A 17828-nucleotide genomic window follows, 5' to 3' on the forward strand; every position below is an offset into this window, starting at 1 on the left:
GACAATCAGTGCAATAGTCGTTGCCAGCGATTGCGTTCCGTATCAATCACCACGGTCGTACTCATGCCGGGGCGCAACAGCAATGCGTCTTGCGCAGGCAAATCGTCCAACTCGATGCGCACCGTAATGCGCTGCACCACTTTCACCCAGTTACCGGAAGCGTTTTGCGCAGGCAGGATAGAAAACTCAGCGCCACTCGCAGGGCTGATACTGGCGACATGCCCCTGCCAGCGTCGATCGGGATAAGTGTCCACTTTGATCTCAACTTTTTGCTCTGCGCGCACATGCGTTAAATCGGTTTCGTTGAAGTTGGCTTCAATCCACGGCGCATCACTCGCCACCAAAGCCAAAGCGGGGCTGCTGGCATTGAGATACTGTCCGCGTTTCGGCAAGTGACTCACCACGCCATTGAAAGGCGCAAACACGATGGTGTGCGCTTGATTGATTTTGGCTTTGGCAAAATCCGCTGCTGCTTCTTGATAGGCAGGATATTGATCCACGGGCGCATCAGGGTGCTGATTCAAATTCGCCAACACACTGGCAATTTCCTGTTGCAGCACAGCCAATTTTTGACGCGCCAAATCCAAGGCCTGACGGCGCTCATCCAACTGCACTTGTGATACAAAGTGCCGCCCGACTAAATCTGCCACGCGGCGATATTCTTTGTCCGCGTAAGCGATGTTGGTTTCCGCCAACGCCAATTCTGCGCGCTTGCTGCGATAGCCCGCTTGCAGCGCTTCAATGTCGGTACGCACTTTGTCGAGCTTGGCTTGTGCGCCAGCTTCTGCTGCATCAAACAGTTCAGAATCCAGCTTGAACAGAGGCTGACCTTGTTTTACCGCTTCGTTTTCCGCAACCAGTACATCGCTCACGCTCGCCGACACTTCCGACGCGACCATGACTTTATCCGCCTTCAGATAGGCGTTGTCGGTATCGACATAACGCTCGCCCGTCAGATAAAAAAACGCGGCAATCACGCCAGCCAAAACAGGCACGCTGACTAACAACAAACGGCGGGTATTCATGGTGCAGGCTCCTCAGAATCGGCGCTGCCGAGTACATCACTCTCGACCCTGAGCAGGTTGTCCTTCATGGTTTGTAGCGTGGTAATAAATTGCGTCATAGTATTGGGCGACAGCTCGCCCACGGCAATTTCTCGACTTTCGGTAGCCAAGATCCAAATTTGGTCTAGCAAGGGGTGAGCGCTTGCTGTCAGGAAAAGGCAGAAAGCACGGCGATCTGAAGCATCGCGCCGCCGTTCAATCAAGCCTGCAGCCTCTAACTTGTCCAGCTGACGCGCCAGTGTCATCGGCCGCACTTCAAGGATTTCTGCCAGTGCCACTTGTTGAATGCCTTCATTGCGCGATAAGTGCAGCAGCACACGACACTGCGCTTGCGTCAGCCCCAACACCTGCACACGATGGTTGAAATGGCGGCGAATCAGGCGCGCGACATCGTGCAGCAGAAAGCCAAAAGAGCCTTCCAACTCGGTGTGCTGCTTTGAGAGAGGGGATGACATAGCAAAACATCGCATATAGTAAGTAATGCTTATTATATGTCTGCCTTGCTATTTGTTAGTGCGTAGTTTCCGACATAGAAGCTTCCGTGAAAGAAGCTGCCGAGAGAGAAGCGGTGGAGCGTACAGACTAGCTGCCCACGCGAACACGCGCAGACAGCGACAAATAACCGTCTTTTTTTTATTCTGCCCCATCGTCATCGTCAGCATTCATACCCAACTCTTTTAACTTGCGCGTCAAAGTGTTGCGTCCCCAGCCCAAGAGTTCGGCAGCATCGCGCTTGCGACCCGCAGTTTGTTTCAATGCAGATTCAATCAAAATGCGCTCAAACACAGGAGTCGCTTCATCCAGCAAGCGTTCATGCCCGCGCTGCAATTCTTTTTCTGCCCACAAGCGCAGCGCTTGCTCCCAACCCGTTGCTACTGCATCGCTGCACGGTTGTTGCTGCATAATTTCTGGCGGCAAATCACGCGAATGAATATCGCGCCCCGGCGCCATCACCATCAACCAACGACAGGCGTTTTCCAACTGGCGCACATTGCCGGGCCAATCCAACTTGCTCATTGCCGCTTCAGTTTCTGGTAGCAGTGTTTTTTGTTCCGCACCCAACTCACGCGCCGCCTTGCTGAGAAAAAATCGCGCCAAGGCGGGAATGTCTTCTCGTCGCTCCGCTAAACGCGGCAATTGAATACGAATCACATTTAAACGATGAAAAAGATCTTCACGGAAGCGATGCTCTTGTACTAATTGCGCTAAATTTTGATGCGTCGCGGCGATGATGCGCACATCCACTTTTACCGGCGTATGACCACCGACGCGATAAAACATGCCATCTGCTAACACGCGCAACAAACGCGTTTGTGTTTCGTGCGGCATATCGCCAATTTCATCTAAAAATAGTGTGCCGCCATCGGCTTGCTCAAAGCGACCTTGCCGTTGCGTCACCGCGCCGGTAAACGCACCTTTTTCGTGGCCAAATAATTCTGACTCCATTAAATCTTTTGGCACGGCTGCCATATTCAATGCAATAAACGGTTTCTGACTGCGCGGGCTGTGGCGATGCAAAGCTTGCGCCACCAATTCTTTACCTGTGCCGGACTCACCGTTGATCAACACGGTGATGTTGGAATGCGACAAACGACCAATCGCGCGAAATACTTCTTGCATCGCCGGCGCTTCGCCAATCATTTCTGTCGGCAATTGCTCAACAAAAGTTTCGTCACTGTTTGTAGATTGCACTTGCGATAAAGCGCGGCGCACTACATCCACCACTTCATCAACATCAAACGGTTTCGGCAAATATTCAAACGCGCCGCCTTGATAAGAAGCAACGGCGCTATCGAGGTCCGAGTGCGCCGTCATGATAACAACCGGCATGGTAGGAAAATCGCGATTCACTGCACGCAACAACGCCAAACCATCTATCCCTGGCATACGAATATCACTGAGCAATACCGCAGGCGCTTGCTCTTTCAACGCGCGCTGTACCGCATCACCTGTTTCAAAAGTTCTGCACACAATACCTGCTTGATCCAAGGCTTTTTCTAGCACCCAGCGAATCGAGCGATCATCGTCTACTACCCAAACATCAGCCGCATTGGCTTTTCCATAACTTATACATCCAGCGGTAAATACAGTGAAAAACGTGTGTTGCCCGGCGTGCTGTCACACTCAATCATGCCGCGATGTTGCGCCATGATGGATTGTGCGATTGCCAAGCCCAAACCCGTCCCCTCTGCGCGCCCGGAAATCATCGGAAAAAATATCGTGTCTTGAATATCAGCAGGAATACCTGGACCGTTATCCACAATATCCACACGACAAACTAATTTGTGTTGCTGTTTACCGATGGTGAATTGCCGTTACACACGGAGTACGCAAAACTACTCGAGCAAAATTCGTACCACTTTCTTGCAAAGCTTGCGCAGCATTGCATAGACATTGAAACACCACCTGCAATAGCTGATCGCGATCGCCCAACACATCCGGCACGCTGGGATCGTAATCGCGTTCAAACGCGATCGCTTCACCGCACTCCACGCGCAATAAACTCTGTGCGCGCTCCAGCACTTCGTGAATATTGAGCGGCGATAATGACGGCTCAGCGAGACCCCAACATGCGATCCACCAAGTCGCAAACGCGATCTACTTCTTCGATGATGATATTGGTGTATTCCATCAAGCCCGCATCAGGCAATGTTTTCGATAACAACTGCGCTGCGCGAATACCGCCGAGCGGGTTTTAATTTCGTGCGCTAAACCGCGCGCCAAATGGCGACTGGTTTGCTGCGAGGAAACAATGCTTCATCGCGACTGATGCGCAGCAAGCGATCAATCGCCTGCATTTCCAGTAGCAAACGGCGCTCAGAAATGGGGCTCGCAGTAATATCTAGCGGCACACTCTGGCGCGCCAAACCCAACACAACATTGGCTTGGCGTTGAATAAACGGCGTTTGCGTTTGCAGAGCGTGATGCAGCGCGGCAACAGCTCATCCGCATCGCGCACCCAATCCGCCAACGGCTGCCCCAATAGATGCTGACAACTAGCCGCCAGCAAGTTTTCAGCCGCAGGATTGCAGTGCAGCACACGCAGTTCGTCGTCCAACAAAATCACTGCACTGGATAAATGCTCCAGCATCAATGATGGAAATTGAGCCTTAGAAGATCGTGGTGAAGGCTGCATCTATCAATTAAGGAGCCACGGGTTTTGCTTTAGGTGCAGGAGCGGGGGTCGGTGCAGCACCACCAAGCCCGCCAGCGCCACCGGCACCACCCGCACTTGCACCACTGCCTGCACCACCCATTCCGCCAAAACCTTTCGCACCACCAAACCCAGAAGGCGGCGGCGGTGTAGCGCTTGTGTTGTTACCGTTAATGGGCATGGATTTATGTTGATTCAAAATGGAAGTGCGACGCACATGAAATTTGACGGGCTCCGATTCAATCAGCACACGGCCCGATTTATCCAATATCTTCGCCACTACGGTGTGCGTTCCCCTTTCCATATCAAAAACGGAATACGAAAATCCTTGCTCTGGCACTGGCTGGCCGTCGTAGTACAGCTGGGCGATATGCTGTTCTCGCACATCCGGCTCTGACATCGCGCTTAAATTGACCATGGCCGCTTCTTGATCAAAGTAATCATCATTGGCGGGACTGGTGACAACCAAGCGATCGTACTTATTGGAAACTTTTTCATTATTTTGTTCGGCCGAATCCCCTCTGGCACTCGGCGGCGGTACGCGATTGGCCTGCTTCACTTCTACTGGTGTGGATGGACGATCTGTCGGCATTTTGTCCGTAAAAATAACCTGTCCATCTTTACCGACGCTTTTATAAACGACATTGGGATTCACCGGAGGCTGCGCCTGCTCATCTATAACGGCGTTCTCGGTCGAATTAGCTGCATCATCACCAGCCTGCGCGTACACAACGATGCTCGCGCCTGACAGCAACCCAATCATCAAAAAAGTCTTTAGCGTTTTTAACATGGCTCTCACTCCTTTATGAGACAGCACTTGCCCACCACTTTACTCGTATCCACAAGACAAAAAAAAGCCCAGCGCGCTGACTGGGCTTTTTTGTCGAACCAGCTGTTTTTAGTAGCTGTTCTTAGCAGCTGAAGTTAACAACTGTAGTACATCTCAAACTCGATTGGATGCGTAGTCATACGCAGCTTGGTGACTTCTTCCATTTTCAGGGTGATGTAAGCGTCGATCATGTCGTTGTCGAACACGCCGCCAGCGGTCAAAAACTCGCGATCTTTATCCAACGCTTCCAACGCCATATCGAGGCTAGAGCACACGGTTGGGATTTCTGCCGCTTCTTCTGGCTCCAAGTCGTACAAGTCTTTATCCGCTGCATCACCAGGATGGATTTTGTTTTTGATGCCATCCAAGCCTGCCATCAACAGTGCCGCAAAGCACAGGTAAGGGTTGGCGGTTGGGTCAGGAAGCGAGTCTCGATACGACGCGCTTTTTCGCTATTAACCCAAGGAATACGGATAGAAGCAGAACGGTTGCGCGCAGAGTACGCCAACATAACAGGCGCTTCGAAGCCAGGAACCAAGCGCTTGTAAGAGTTGGTGCCTGGGTTACAGAACGCATTCAATGCTTTGGCGTGTTTGATGATGCCGCCGACATAGAACAGAGCCGTTTCGCTCAAGCCTGCGTAGGCGTCGCCTGCGAAAATGTTTTTGCCTTTCGCAGTGATGGACTGGTGCACATGCATACCAGAACCGTTGTCACCCACGATAGGCTTAGGCATGAAAGTCGCGGTTTTGCCGTAAGCGTGCGCCACATTGTGTACGCAGTATTTCAGGATCTGCACTTCGTCGGCTTTTTTCACCAGCGTGTTACCGCCAACGCCGATTTCGCACTGACCTGCAGTCGCCACTTCGTGGTGGTGCACTTCCAACACCAAGCCCATTTGCTCCATCGCGTTACACATAGCACCGCGCACTTCGTGCAAAGAATCAACCGGTGGAACAGGGAAATAGCCGCCTTTTACACCAGGACGGTGGCCGATGTTGCCGCTTTCAAAGCTGTGATCAGAAGACCACGCCGCTTCTTCAGAGCCGATTTTGACGCTGCAGCCGGACATATCGACTTTCCACTTCACATCGTCAAATACGAAGAACTCTGGCTCAGGACCCATGATGGCAAACGCATCCGCGCCGTAAATGGTTTTCAAATAATCTTCCGCGCGTTGCGCCACAGAACGAGGATCGCGGTTATAACCCTGCATGGTGGCAGGCTCTACGATAGAGCAGCGCAAGATAACGGTTGGCTCTTCGAAGAAAGGATCCAATACCTCGGTGCTGTCATCTGGCATCAGAATCATGTCGGATTCATTGATGCCTTTCCAACCACCCAATGAAGACCCATCGAACATTTTGCCGTTGGTAAACAGGCTCTCGTCTTCGCCCTTCGCTGGATAAGTAACATGGTGCTCCTTGCCTTTAGTATCAGTGAAACGGAGATCAAGCCATTTCACATCGTGATCTTTAATCAACTTTAAGGTTTTTTCTGACATGGTCTTCTCCGGATAGCCGCATAACACGGGGTATAAAAAAGGAAAAAGTTTTCGAGCACATAACGGGGTGCAAAATATATGCCATCACCCGAAGCAAAGATAGCGCGGCTATTTTTGGCGCATGGGTGACAAAAAAAACATCCGTGTTTGCACTATAGAAGTGCGTAGACCTATCTCGAATGCACCAAAACAGTGCTAGAAGTAAAACGCTATCCACGCTCGCCTCTAACGCCCTGCCCTATAATGCCGCTCCCCTTGTTCGGACGGCGCCTCATGCAGTACACCATCAAACTGTTTGCTGAAATCACCATCAAAAGCAAACCGGTGCGTCAACGCTTGGTGCGTATGCTGCGCGACAACCTGCGCACCCTGATCAAGCCGCTGGATGCCGATGCACACATCGAGCGCAACTGGGATCACCTCAGCATCGTCAGCCACGCCGACCACACGGTGCAGGCGCAAATTATTGACCTCTTACAGCGCACGCCAGGGATCAGCCATTTTCAGTGCGTACACGAGTTTACGTTGTATGTAGTGCAAACCGATGCGGAGACTGCGCCCACTGTCGATTGGGATGGCATCTACCAACACACGCGTCAGCTTTACGAGCCGCTGTTGGCCGGCAAAACTTTTCGCGTGAGTTGCCGCCGTTTAGGCAATCACGATTTTGTTTCCGCTGATATCGAGCGTTACATCGGCGGCGGTTTGAATCAACACTGCGCAACGGGCGGCGTCAAACTTAAACATTACGACATCAATGTGTCTGTAGAAATTCGTGACGATCGTTTTTATGTGGTCGAACAGGATTATCGCGGACTGGGCGGTTTCCCGATGGCTTCGCAAGAATCAGTGTTATCGCTAATTTCTGGCGGCTTTGATTCCACAATTTCCACTTACTTCAGTATGAAGCGCGGCCTGCTCACGCATTTTTGTTTTTTCAATCTCGGTGGCGATGCACACGAAATTGCCGTGAAAGAAATTGCCGTGTATTTGTGGATGAAGTACGGCGCATCGCATCGCGTGAAATTTGTCAGCGTGCCGTTTGCCGATGTGGTGCGCGAAATTCAAGAGCGCGTGCACCATTCGCAAATGGGCGTAATTTTGAAACGCATGATGTTGCGTGCCGCCAGCCAAGTCGCGCAATCGTTAGAGATTCAAGCATTGGTCACAGGCGAAGCCGTCGCGCAAGTGTCTAGTCAAACACTGCCCAATCTCGCTGTGATTTCACAAGCCACTGACATGTTGGTGCTGCGGCCGTTGGCGATGATGGACAAGCCCGACATCATCGACTGCGCACGAAAAATTGGTACCGAAGTGTTTGCTAAAAACATTCCCGAATACTGCGGTGTGATTTCACAAAAACCGACCACACGCGCCAAAGCCGAGCGTATTGCGCGTGAAGAAGCGTTCTTTAACTTTGAAGTATTGCAGCAAGCGGTGGCTGATAGTGTCGCCACCAATATCGATGAAATCACCAACACCGCACAAGAAACGATAAGTGTGCCAGTTTTGCAGCAAGCACCTGCAGGCAGCATTGTGTTGGATATTCGCCACCCCGACGAGCAACAACAAAAACCGCTGCACATCGCAGAAACAACCGTAATGCACTTGCCGTTTTATCAATTGCACAAACGCCATATCGAACTCAATCAAGAACAGCATTATTTGTTGTATTGCGAACGCGGTGTGATGAGTGCCCTGCAAGCACAATTTCTCTGCTCGCAGCAATTCAAATACATTTCGGTATTCAAACCTTGAAGCGTTTTTTTCTGCTTGGGCTCGCACTGCTACTGTCAGTTGTTTCTACTGGCAGTTATGCCAATGCAACACCCGATAAGAAACCACAACGCATTGCGTCACTCAGTTTGTGTACCGATCAAGTTTTATTGATGTTGGTTGATCCTTCGCGTATTGCGACTATCAATTATCAAGCTGCCAACCCCAAAGCCTCTTACATGGCGAAAGCTGTAGGTAATATTCCACTCAATCACGGTGCCGCCGAAGAAATTATTTCGTACAAACCCGATCTCGTTATCAGCACGCGTTTTGGCTCGCCCGATGCCATTCGCATTTTGAAAGCACTCGGCTATCGCGTGGAGGTTATGCCATTGCCTACCGATGTTGCAGGCATTCATCAGATGTTACTTCAAGTTGGTGAGTGGTTAGGTGAGACAGAAAAAGCCAAAGCGCTAATCACACAAATGGATAAAAAAATTCAGGATGCAAAACAGCGTAACCACAATAAATATTCGCCGCGCACGATGATTTATTCACCCAACGGTTACACCATCGGCAGCGATACATTAGAAAATGATATTTTGACGCAAGCGGGTTATCGCAACCTTGCTGCTGAAATGGGTTTTCAACGCTTTCAGCAAATTTCTCTGGAACAATTGATTACCGCACAGCCGGATCGCATCATCATCGATAACTATGCGTACAATCCCAATCCTTGGCTTACAGTTACATCAACCATCCCGTTGTGCGACAAATGATTCCTGAACAAAATCGTATGTATGTGCCTTCACAATTGCGCGATTGCGCAGGCCCGCAAGTTGCGGATGAAATTGCGTGGTTGGCCGATCAACGATGAAATATTTGCAAGACTCACCACGCACACTGAATACGCTGCTCATCATCGCCGCACTGCTGTGTTTTTTTCTCTCACTCAATACCGGCTCGACCCGTATTTCTGTTAGTAAAGGCATCGCGGATCTCTATCACGGTTTGACCACGATGGAATCCTTAATCGTTGGCGAACTGCGTTTACCGCGCGCGCTGCTGGCGCTGTTTATCGGCGGCACTTTGGGTGTAGCGGGCGCTGCACTGCAAGGTCTGCTGCGCAACCCGTTGGCCGAGCCCGGCATCATCGGCGTATCCAACGGCGCGGCGCTCGGCGCGGTGGTGATGTTTTATTTTGGCTTCGCCAACCTCGGCTGGTATTTGCTGCCCGTCGGCGGCTTGCTCGGCGCGTGCGTCGCCGTGATTTGTTTGATTTTACTGGTGCCGTACAACAGCAATGTCTTGACGCTGATTCTCGCCGGCATTGCCATCAACGCCATCGGCAGCGCGCTGATCGCCATGGCACTCAACTTCGCGCCCAGCCCCTACGCCATGCAAGAAATCGTGTATTGGCTGCTCGGCTCGGTGACCAACCGCAGTCTGCACGATGTCGCCATCGCCTTGCCGTTTATGGCTTTAGGCTGGGTGATGATGTGGCGTTGCGGTCGTTTTCTGGACGCGCTCACGCTGGGCGAAGACACCGCGAAATCGCTCGGTTTTGATGTGCGCCGCTTGCGCTGGTGGTTGGTGGGCGGTGTGGCAGTCAGCGTGGGAGCAGCCGTTTCCGTCAGCGGCAACATCGGTTTTGTCGGCTTAGTAGTACCGCATTTACTTCGCCCCTTGGTCGGCTATTCACCGCGCCGTTTGTTGGGCGTGAGCTTCTGGGGCGGCGCCATTTTGCTGCTCTTGGCCGACATCACCGTGCAACTGCTGTCACAGGGCGGCGAGATGAAACTCGGTGTTGTCACCGCTCTCGTCGGCGGCCCGTTCTTTTTGTATTTGATTTTGCGCTCGCGGAATTACTGGTCATGAACGCACCCTTACTGGCAGGACAAGCATTGGGGGTTGCGATTGATGGCATCGATATCGTGCGCGATATCAATATCGACGTGCGCAACGGCGAATTGATCGGCTTGATCGGTCCCAACGGCGCGGGTAAAAGCTCACTGCTGCGCCTGCTGTGTGGCATCGAACCCAGCTCTCAAGGCAAAGTATTTTGGCAGGGTGAAGCGCTTCAATCGCTCTCGCTGGACACGCGCGCACGGCAGATTGGCTACCTCGCCCAAGGTGCGCGTGCGCAGTGGCCGATATCCGTGGAGCGCGTAGTCGCACTGGGGCGACTGCCCTATCACGGTTTATGGCAGAAAGATGATGCCGCCGACGCAGCGGCCATCGAACAAGCCATGCAGATGGCAGAAGTGGTCGCGTATCGGCAGCGCATCGCCACCACACTCTCTGGCGGCGAGCAAACACTGGTAATGCTGGCGCGGATTTTTGCCACGCAGCCGCGCATGGTGTTTGCCGACGAGCCCGTCGCCGCGCTCGATCCCTACCACCAATTGCATGTCATGGAATTGCTGCGCGCACACGCGCAGGGTGAGCAAGCAGGCATGGTAGTGCTGCACGACCTCGGCCTCGCGGCGCGCTTTTGCGATCGACTGTATTTGCTGCACCACGGCAAGGTGTACTGCCACGGCACGCCGGCAGCAGTTTTAACGCAAGACAATTTGCGCAAGGTGTACGGCATTGATTGCCGCATTGAATGCACCGCCGATGGTGTGAGCGTGATTCCCACCCAACGCTTACGCGACGGGCATCCTTAGTTAACATTTTTTTAACGCTTCCACCGATACAGTGCGCCACCTTTCCCCCCCCCCTCTAGATGTCACTCGACTTATGCACCCTTCTTTGATGTTCTATCTGTTTTTTGCTTGGTTTTCTGTTGCGCCACAACTGCTTGTTTTCGCCACCGACAACACCGGCTGGGCCGGTCCGCGCGATGCACTGCTGTACAGCTTGACTTGGTTACTACTGCCCGCCCTTTTGCCGCGCCGCAGTTGGGCGATTGTTTTCGGGCTTCTCGGTTTTGTAATGGGCGCCTGCGCTCTGATGAAAGTAGGCTATTTCTTGATGTTTCAGCAGGAAATGTCACAAAGTGTTTTTGTCGCCATCATGGAAAGCCCACCAAGGGAATCGATAGAGTTTCTGCAACAGTTTTTGCGCTGGTGGATGGTTCCTGTCGGTATTCTTTTTTGCTTGCCGCCTTGGTGGTTTTATCGTCGCAGCATAAAAGCAGCAACACCCAGCAATACAGCACGCGGTATTTATATCGCACTTACTGCCACGCTGTTACTCAAGCCTTTTATTTCCGATGGCTTTAATCGATTTTCTGCAGATGATTTACAGGATAAGTTTTCCACAACAGAACCATGGAGCACCATACACAGTTTTTCTGATTACAGAAAAAATCTACAAGCAGCTGAACACATTGAAGAAAATATGGAAGCTGCTGCTAAAAATGTTGTCATTGCCAGCACAGACAACACTGCAGTACAAACTTATGTTTTGGTGATAGGCGAATCTACCAATCGCAACCGTTTATCGCTGTATGGTTATACACGCGACACCAATCCAAAATTGCAAGAAATTCGCAATGAATTATTGGTATACGACAATGTCGTGGCCAACATCCCTTACACCATTGAATCACTTTCAAGCACGCTGACATTCACAACGCCGGAGCAATACAACAAAGCCTACAGTGCGATGAATATCGTCACAATGATGAAAAAAGCAGGCTTTAAAACTTTTTGGATCACCAACCAACAAACACTAACGCACCGCAACACGATGCTAACGGCATTCGCCAACTTGACTGATGAACCTACCTTTTTAAATAACAACAGACGCCAAAATGCCAACAGCCACGACGAGGTAGTGCTTCAGCCTTTTGCCGAGGCATTAGCCGATCAAGCGCCGCGCAAATTTATTGTGGTGCATCTCCTTGGTACACACTTTGCCTACGAATACCGCTATCCAGAATCTTTTGATGTCTTCACAGGCCAACAACCTGCCTCGCCATTCGTCACCAACAAAGAAGCTTTTCATTTATACAATGAGTACGACAACGCAGTGCGTTACAACGACTTCGTTGTGCGTCAATTAATCGACACTTATCGCGCCAAAGATCCTTACGGTTTTCTTTTGTATTTTGCTGATCACGGTGAAGAAGTATTTGATGTGCGCGACTATAACGGTCGCGACATGAGCAAACCAACCATCGGCATGTACGATGTGCCGTTTATTCTTTGGCCTTCACCGAGTTGGTCCACACAACACGATATGAATGCAATAAAAAACACTGTACATCGCCCTATATCGCTGTCTTATTTTATGAGTGGGTGGTGCAAATTAGCCGCTATTCAATACAAAGAATGCAATGCAGAGGATGATTTCTTTAGCGAAAAATTTGTCGCCAAGCCGCGTTGGGTGGGCATACTCAAAGCGCGTCAATCTTATGAAATGCTAGAACAACGCGACAGACCTCTATTGCCAACACAAGCTAAAAACAACACGAAATAAAGCACCCTGCCGATCAACGATAATCTTCGCTGATCGGCGCTTGTTGCTCTTGGTAATCTTTGTCCACATATAAAAAAGACATCATGTGTCGACGATTTCCCGCATAAGGCACTGCGTGCCAAATGCGTGCATCAAACACCACCAAATCACCGGGGCGCGTTGGCACTTCATCACAAGGCACTTCCGTGAGGGAAAGCCCCACCGTTTCTTCTGGCGTCTTGATACTTTTCTTGAGTAATTTAGCAAAGCGATCTGTGTGATGATGGCTGCCAGGGATAACGCGAAACGCATCTTCACCGGCACGCATTTCATCGAAATACACAATCGCTTTTGCATTGCGGCAGTTGTAAGGCAGCCCAGTAATATCGGTGTGCCAACGCGTGCCGCAATCATAAATATTGCCGTCACTGCCCAATAGCCGAAACGGCTCACCCAATAAACCACTAACAATAGAAGCAATCGGATCGCTATTAGCCAACTCTCGAATCAATGCATTTTTTTCAACAATCGCTGGCATGATTTGTCGCGGGCGATTGTGATGCACTACATGATCCCAAGGAATAATATCGCCACGCGCCTCAGCAAACACTTGATCAAATGCCGCACGCAAACTGTGCATACGATCTGCGAGCAAGCCGCGAAACACAAGATAGCCGAATAGATCAAAGCGTGTTTTTTGTTGTGCTGTTAAAACGAATGGCTGCTGCATAATACTTAGGACTCATTCATCACAAAATTAGTACGCTGATTTGTTTCAGGATGCCACTGCCAAAAATGATACTGCAGCTTCGTGGTGTCCGCGCCAGTGTCGCACGCCGACCAATGGCAAGCCAATGACAAATGATGATCGCGATCAAAGTACCACTGCTTAAACGACCATTTTCCTTCCGGCAAATCAAACAATGGCTCTGGATTTTCTTTTTCTTGTAGCGCAAATCCCATTTCATGCAAACGAGAGCTGCTAATCGTTGTACCGCGCGCTTTGATGTACGCCTCTTTCAAAGTCCAATAGCGAAAGAATTGTCGTTTACGCTGCACCTCATCGGGCAAGCCCTGTAAAACTTTTTGTTCTGCGGAATGAAAATAGTACTTAGAGATATCATCTGTGCGATTACGGCGCGATTCGCTATCGATATCGATGCCTATGCATTGCGCACGCGCCACCGCACAGGCTATCCAGCGCGGTCCGTGGCTTAAATTAAACACATAGTCACTGATTGGCTTAATTAACACAGGCTTTCCAGCTTCTGTTTTTTCAAAAACTAGCGCCAAAGAATCATTTGCCGTGTAATGCGATAAACAAGCGCGCAATAAAGCGCGTGACGCCAACCATTCATTCTTTCTGCGCACACTATTCATTGTTTCAGCACGCTTTATTTCTTCCAGTGGCAAAAAATCTAACAAGGTGTTGGGCAATATTTGCAAGCACGGTAATAACCAAATATGCACCTCACCCGTTTTCAATAGCATTACAACCATCCGGCCTTCTTGAAACGGTAATACAAATAACTACTTGCCGATGCCATCAAACCCAGCGCATATACATAACCGTATTTCCACTCCAACTCCGGCATAAATTCAAAGTTCATACCGTAAATACCGGCAATAGCTGTCGGCACAGCCAACATCGCAGCACACGCCGCTAATTTTTTCATCACTTCATTTTGCTCGACAGAAGCCGACATAATGTTGGCTTCCAAGGCGGAGGACAGTAAATCGCGCAGAGCATTAATATCGTGATCAATACGAATGACATGATCTTGTATATCGCGAAAATAAAGACGCATATCATCGTCGATTAAACCCGAATCAAAACGCGCCAAACGACTCGATATATCAATCACCGGCACTGTCATACCGTGCAGAGCACGCAAATGTCTGCGCAACTCATACACGCGATGCACCATCTTACGATCGACGCGACCCTCTAAAATATTACCTTCAATTTGTTCGGCCTCTCCTTCCATTTCATCAATGATCGGCAAATAGTTATCCACCACAAAATCCATCAAAGAATAGACAATAAAATCTGAGCCTTTGGCGAGCATCTCCGGCATTCTTTCACAGCGCGCACGCAATTCTCGACAAGAAATCGACGCACCATGACGAACCGAGACCACATAGCCGCGCCCAGCAAAAACATGCGTCTCACCAAATTCAACTGCGTCATTTTTTCTCTGCGCTGTACGCAAAACCATAAACAAAGAATCGTCATAAAACTCTAGCTTGGGGCGCTGATGTGCGTTAACAGCATCTTCAACCGCAAGATCGTGCAAACCAAACTGCTGCTGCACTTCGTGTAGCAATTCTTTGCTCGGCTCGTGCAAGCCTATCCAAACAAAACGATGAGGATGTGTAATCCATTCTTGCACCTCGTGTATTGCTAATGTGCGTACACGCTTACCTTTTTCATAACCCGCACAATCCACAATCATGGCTTGCGTGTCATTCTGTGCGACACAATAATTCTCCATACACTCCCTCACTTTTTACGCATTGCACATTCTAGGGTATGGTACGCAGCTCTTGCGCGCACACAGAATAGCTTTATATGCAAAGAACACCTGCTCTCAAAATGCACTTTCTGTTGCTACTGTTGCTCAGTGCATTGCTTACCGGTTGCGTTACGAAGCCGATGGCAACCAACGGCAAGCCTGATCTCGCGCTACAGCAACGCCTCACCGAGATACAACGCTGGGACGCCAGCGGCAAATTGGCTGTGCGCTCGACGAACAATTCCGAATCGGCGCGACTGCAATGGCTACAGAACGGTGAGCAATTTGATATTCAACTGTCGGGGCCTGCTGGTTTGAAAGCCACACGCATACACGGCACGCCGAATGATGTGAATTTTGAACAGGGCGAGCAACGCGTACACGCAGCATCGGTAGAGGAGTTATCGCAACAATTGATCGGCTGGCCGCTGCCCGCCGCACAACTGACTTGGTGGCTGCGCGGCCTGCCCGCACCGAAACCCTCGCCACAAAAAGCAAGCTACGCAGCGGAAGGCTGGCTGGCAGAGCTAGAGCAAGACGGCTGGACCATTCACTTCAGCGACCCACAGCAACCCGCGCCGCGTATAACACTGCCCGGCCGTATTGATGCTACGCGCGGCGAGTTGCGCATCACGCTCATCATCAAGACATGGCAACTGGATTGATGGCTTCGCTGACACTTTGCGCACCGGCTAAGCTGAACCTGTTTCTGCATATTGTCGGGCGACGCGCTGACAGCTACCACCTGCTGCAAACTGTTTTTCAGTTGTTGGATGTGGGCGACACATTGCATTTCATGCTGCGTAGCGACAGCGAGACACATCTGCACAGCAACATTTCAGGCGTCCCGCCAGAGCAAAACCTGATCGTGCGCGCAGCGCGACTTCTGCAACAACACACAGGCTGCGCCTTGGGCGCTGACATCACGCTCGACAAATACTTGCCGATGGGCGGCGGTTTGGGCGGCGGCAGCTCCGATGCTGCGACTACGCTGCTGGGCTTAAACCGTCTTTGGCAGCTTGATTTGTCGATAGACGAACTCGCCACACTGGGTCTGCAACTCGGTGCCGATGTGCCAGTCTTTGTGCGAGGTCGCAGCAGCTGGGCAGAAGGTGTGGGCGACGCACTCACGCCGATTGATCTGCCCGAACAATGGTTCGTGGTACTCACACCCGGTTGCCATGTCAGCACCGCAGAAATCTTTAACGCGCCGGAATTGACACGCAACACAGCCGCCATCACAATAGCCGCCTTTCTGCGGGGGGGTAGCCCCGTTGCCACGCGCAACGACTGCCAATTTGTAGTGGAAAAAGCCTATCCAGCCGTAAAAAACACGCTGTCTTGGCTCGCCACTTTTTCACCCAGCAGAATGACCGGTACCGGTGCCAGCGTCTTTGCCGCTTTTCCATCGCGCGAATCCGCTGAAGCTGTACTGGCAAAAAAGCCCAACGATGTATCAGGGTTCGTAGCAAAAGGAGTGAATGTATCTCCTGCGCACTGCCAGTTGTTGCATCCGGAGGCAGACTACAGGGGTATCGCCAAGCGGTAAGGCAGCAGGTTTTGATCCTGCCATTCGGTGGTTCGAATCCATCTACCCCTGCCATTTTCTTGTTTGACTTGTGCAGTTCACCATTCCTTTGCGCTGATAGATTCCGAGTGCCGCTCATGTCCAACTTTATGGTTTTTTCTGGCAACGCCAACCGAGAATTAGCACAGCGCATTGCGCAGCGCCTCGGTATTAAATTGGGTGACGCCGAAGTAAATACTTTTTCTGACGGCGAAATTTGCGTCGAGATTAACGAAAATGTTCGCGGCGGTGATGTGTTCATCGTGCAGCCCACCTGTGCGCCACCTAATCGCAATTTGATGGAATTGCTGTTTATTACTGATGCACTGCGTCGCGCTTCCGCTGCACGCATCACAGCGGTCGTACCGTATTTTGGTTACGCGCGCCAAGATCGCCGTGTGCGCTCAGCTCGCGTGCCGATCAGCGCCAAAGTCTGCGCAGACATGATGACGGCTTCCGGCGTAGACCGCGTACTCACCGTCGATTTGCACGCTGAACAAATTCAAGGTTTTTTTGATGTACCCGTAGACAATGTTTACGGCTCACCTGTGTTGCTCAACGATATTCGCGCACAAAAATACGAAAACTTGCTGGTTGTTTCACCCGATATCGGCGGCGTGGTGCGCGCACGAGCAGTAGCGAAAGAATTGCATTGCGATTTGGCGATCATCGACAAACGCCGCCCGAAAGCGAATGTCAGTGAAGTCATGAACATCATCGGTGAAGTCGAAGGCCGCACTTGCATTTTGGTGGATGACATCGTCGATACCGCCGGCACACTATGCAAAGCTGCCGACGCACTAAAAGAACGCGGTGCAGGCCGTGTGGTGGCGTACAGCACGCACCCAGTTTTATCCGGTAATGCGCTACAAAATCTTACAAAATCTAGCATCGACGAGTTGGTTGTTACCGACACCATTCCGCTCAGTGCTGAAATGAAAAACTGTTCCAAAATTCGTCAGTTATCCATGGCGAGTTTGTTGGCGGAGGCGATTCGCCGCGTCAACAACGAAGAATCCGTCAGTGCGATGTTCAACTGACCGAACACGCACGATGGCCACAGCGCTGCAT

The 17828-nt window shown here is 51.0% G+C and carries 15 protein-coding genes, 1 tRNA gene and 2 pseudogenes; 9 read left to right on the top strand and 9 right to left on the bottom strand.

What is annotated here, in order from left to right:
• Positions 1-5: 5 nt before the first annotated feature.
• The 6 genes and pseudogenes from R3E63_04070 to glnA all read right to left on the bottom strand — a co-directional run bounded on the left by R3E63_04070 (position 6) and on the right by glnA (position 6551).
• Positions 6-1025: an HlyD family secretion protein gene (locus R3E63_04070; GenBank protein ID MEZ5539132.1), complete on the bottom strand. Its 1020-nt coding sequence runs from the start codon at positions 1023-1025 to the stop codon at positions 6-8.
• Complete coding sequence (locus R3E63_04075) at positions 1022-1519, bottom strand: MarR family winged helix-turn-helix transcriptional regulator (GenBank protein MEZ5539133.1); 498 nt, start codon at positions 1517-1519, stop codon at positions 1022-1024. Before R3E63_04075 ends, R3E63_04070 begins: the two co-directional genes overlap by 4 nt.
• Positions 1520-1697: 178 nt before the next feature.
• Positions 1698-3134, bottom strand: coding sequence for a nitrogen regulation protein NR(I) (gene glnG, locus R3E63_04080; protein MEZ5539134.1), 1437 nt, complete (start codon positions 3132-3134; stop codon positions 1698-1700).
• Positions 3131-4200, bottom strand: a pseudogene (gene glnL / locus R3E63_04085) (nitrogen regulation protein NR(II)). The gene glnG and the pseudogene glnL overlap by 4 nt, the downstream one beginning before the upstream one ends.
• A 7-nt stretch (positions 4201-4207) precedes the next feature.
• Complete coding sequence (locus R3E63_04090) at positions 4208-5008, bottom strand: DUF4124 domain-containing protein (protein MEZ5539135.1); 801 nt, start codon at positions 5006-5008, stop codon at positions 4208-4210.
• Between the two features lie 134 nt (positions 5009-5142).
• A pseudogene (glnA, locus tag R3E63_04095) lies at positions 5143-6551 on the bottom strand (glutamate--ammonia ligase).
• A 273-nt stretch (positions 6552-6824) separates the two neighbouring features.
• Between glnA and thiI the strand changes: the two are divergent.
• From thiI to cptA, 5 genes are all read left to right on the top strand, one after another.
• Positions 6825-8309 carry a tRNA uracil 4-sulfurtransferase ThiI gene (gene thiI / locus R3E63_04100; protein ID MEZ5539136.1) on the top strand — a complete coding sequence of 495 codons (1485 nt, stop codon included), beginning with the start codon at positions 6825-6827 and terminating at the stop codon, positions 8307-8309.
• Positions 8306-9046 carry an ABC transporter substrate-binding protein gene (locus tag R3E63_04105; GenBank protein MEZ5539137.1) on the top strand — a complete coding sequence of 247 codons (741 nt, stop codon included), beginning with the start codon at positions 8306-8308 and terminating at the stop codon, positions 9044-9046. The genes thiI and R3E63_04105 overlap by 4 nt, the downstream gene beginning before the upstream one ends.
• Positions 9047-9140: 94 nt before the next feature.
• Entirely contained in the window at positions 9141-10145 is a 1005-nt protein-coding gene (locus tag R3E63_04110; GenBank protein ID MEZ5539138.1) for an iron ABC transporter permease, read from the top strand.
• Entirely contained in the window at positions 10142-10936 is a 795-nt protein-coding gene (locus tag R3E63_04115) for an ABC transporter ATP-binding protein (GenBank protein MEZ5539139.1), read from the top strand. Before R3E63_04110 ends, R3E63_04115 begins: the two co-directional genes overlap by 4 nt.
• Positions 10937-11024: 88 nt before the next feature.
• A complete protein-coding gene (gene cptA, locus R3E63_04120; protein ID MEZ5539140.1) occupies positions 11025-12695 on the top strand; it encodes a phosphoethanolamine transferase CptA in 1671 nt (556 codons plus the stop codon).
• 13 nt (positions 12696-12708) lie between these two features.
• Here the strand turns inward: cptA and R3E63_04125 are convergent, their stop codons facing one another.
• Genes R3E63_04125 through corA form a run of 3 tightly spaced genes read right to left on the bottom strand, consistent with a single transcriptional unit; the run spans position 12709 to position 15169 of the window.
• Positions 12709-13404, bottom strand: a complete 696-nt coding sequence (locus R3E63_04125; GenBank protein ID MEZ5539141.1) for a phytanoyl-CoA dioxygenase family protein — start codon at positions 13402-13404, stop codon at positions 12709-12711.
• Positions 13405-13409: 5 nt separating this feature from the next.
• Positions 13410-14165, bottom strand: coding sequence for a 4'-phosphopantetheinyl transferase superfamily protein (locus R3E63_04130; GenBank protein MEZ5539142.1), 756 nt, complete (start codon positions 14163-14165; stop codon positions 13410-13412).
• Positions 14165-15169 (bottom strand): magnesium/cobalt transporter CorA, encoded by a 1005-nt coding sequence (corA, locus tag R3E63_04135; protein MEZ5539143.1) that lies wholly within the window; start codon positions 15167-15169, stop codon positions 14165-14167. The genes R3E63_04130 and corA overlap by 1 nt, the downstream gene beginning before the upstream one ends.
• A 101-nt stretch (positions 15170-15270) precedes the next feature.
• Between corA and lolB the strand changes: the two genes are divergently transcribed.
• The 4 genes from lolB (at position 15271) to R3E63_04155 (ending at position 17797) form a co-directional block, all read left to right on the top strand.
• Positions 15271-15855, top strand: a complete 585-nt coding sequence (gene lolB, locus R3E63_04140) for a lipoprotein insertase outer membrane protein LolB (protein MEZ5539144.1) — start codon at positions 15271-15273, stop codon at positions 15853-15855.
• Positions 15840-16739 (top strand): 4-(cytidine 5'-diphospho)-2-C-methyl-D-erythritol kinase, encoded by a 900-nt coding sequence (ispE, locus tag R3E63_04145; protein ID MEZ5539145.1) that lies wholly within the window; start codon positions 15840-15842, stop codon positions 16737-16739. The genes lolB and ispE overlap by 16 nt, the downstream gene beginning before the upstream one ends.
• Positions 16719-16793, top strand: a tRNA-Gln gene (locus R3E63_04150). Before ispE ends, R3E63_04150 begins: the two co-directional genes overlap by 21 nt.
• Before the next feature lie 62 nt (positions 16794-16855).
• Positions 16856-17797 (top strand): ribose-phosphate pyrophosphokinase, encoded by a 942-nt coding sequence (locus R3E63_04155; GenBank protein ID MEZ5539146.1) that lies wholly within the window; start codon positions 16856-16858, stop codon positions 17795-17797.
• Positions 17798-17828 lie beyond the last annotated feature (31 nt).

The sequence above is a fragment of the Pseudomonadales bacterium genome (genome assembly GCA_041395665.1).
Classification (GTDB): Bacteria; Pseudomonadota; Gammaproteobacteria; order Pseudomonadales; family UBA7239; genus UBA7239.

Bases quoted from the DNA above. Each gene is read 5' to 3' on its own strand.
- R3E63_04070 (MEZ5539132.1), bottom strand. From the start codon at position 1,025: ATGAATACCCGCCGTTTGTTGTTAGTCAGCGTGCCTGTTTTGGCTGGC.
- R3E63_04075 (MEZ5539133.1), bottom strand. From the start codon at position 1,519: ATGTCATCCCCTCTCTCAAAGCAGCACACCGAGTTGGAAGGCTCTTTT.
- R3E63_04090 (MEZ5539135.1), bottom strand. From the start codon at position 5,008: ATGTTAAAAACGCTAAAGACTTTTTTGATGATTGGGTTGCTGTCAGGC.
- thiI (MEZ5539136.1), top strand. From the start codon at position 6,825: ATGCAGTACACCATCAAACTGTTTGCTGAAATCACCATCAAAAGCAAA.
- R3E63_04110 (MEZ5539138.1), top strand. From the start codon at position 9,141: ATGAAATATTTGCAAGACTCACCACGCACACTGAATACGCTGCTCATC.
- R3E63_04115 (MEZ5539139.1), top strand. From the start codon at position 10,142: ATGAACGCACCCTTACTGGCAGGACAAGCATTGGGGGTTGCGATTGAT.
- cptA (MEZ5539140.1), top strand. From the start codon at position 11,025: ATGTTCTATCTGTTTTTTGCTTGGTTTTCTGTTGCGCCACAACTGCTT.
- R3E63_04125 (MEZ5539141.1), bottom strand. From the start codon at position 13,404: ATGCAGCAGCCATTCGTTTTAACAGCACAACAAAAAACACGCTTTGAT.
- R3E63_04130 (MEZ5539142.1), bottom strand. From the start codon at position 14,165: ATGCTATTGAAAACGGGTGAGGTGCATATTTGGTTATTACCGTGCTTG.
- corA (MEZ5539143.1), bottom strand. From the start codon at position 15,169: ATGGAGAATTATTGTGTCGCACAGAATGACACGCAAGCCATGATTGTG.
- lolB (MEZ5539144.1), top strand. From the start codon at position 15,271: ATGCACTTTCTGTTGCTACTGTTGCTCAGTGCATTGCTTACCGGTTGC.
- ispE (MEZ5539145.1), top strand. From the start codon at position 15,840: ATGGCAACTGGATTGATGGCTTCGCTGACACTTTGCGCACCGGCTAAG.
- R3E63_04155 (MEZ5539146.1), top strand. From the start codon at position 16,856: ATGTCCAACTTTATGGTTTTTTCTGGCAACGCCAACCGAGAATTAGCA.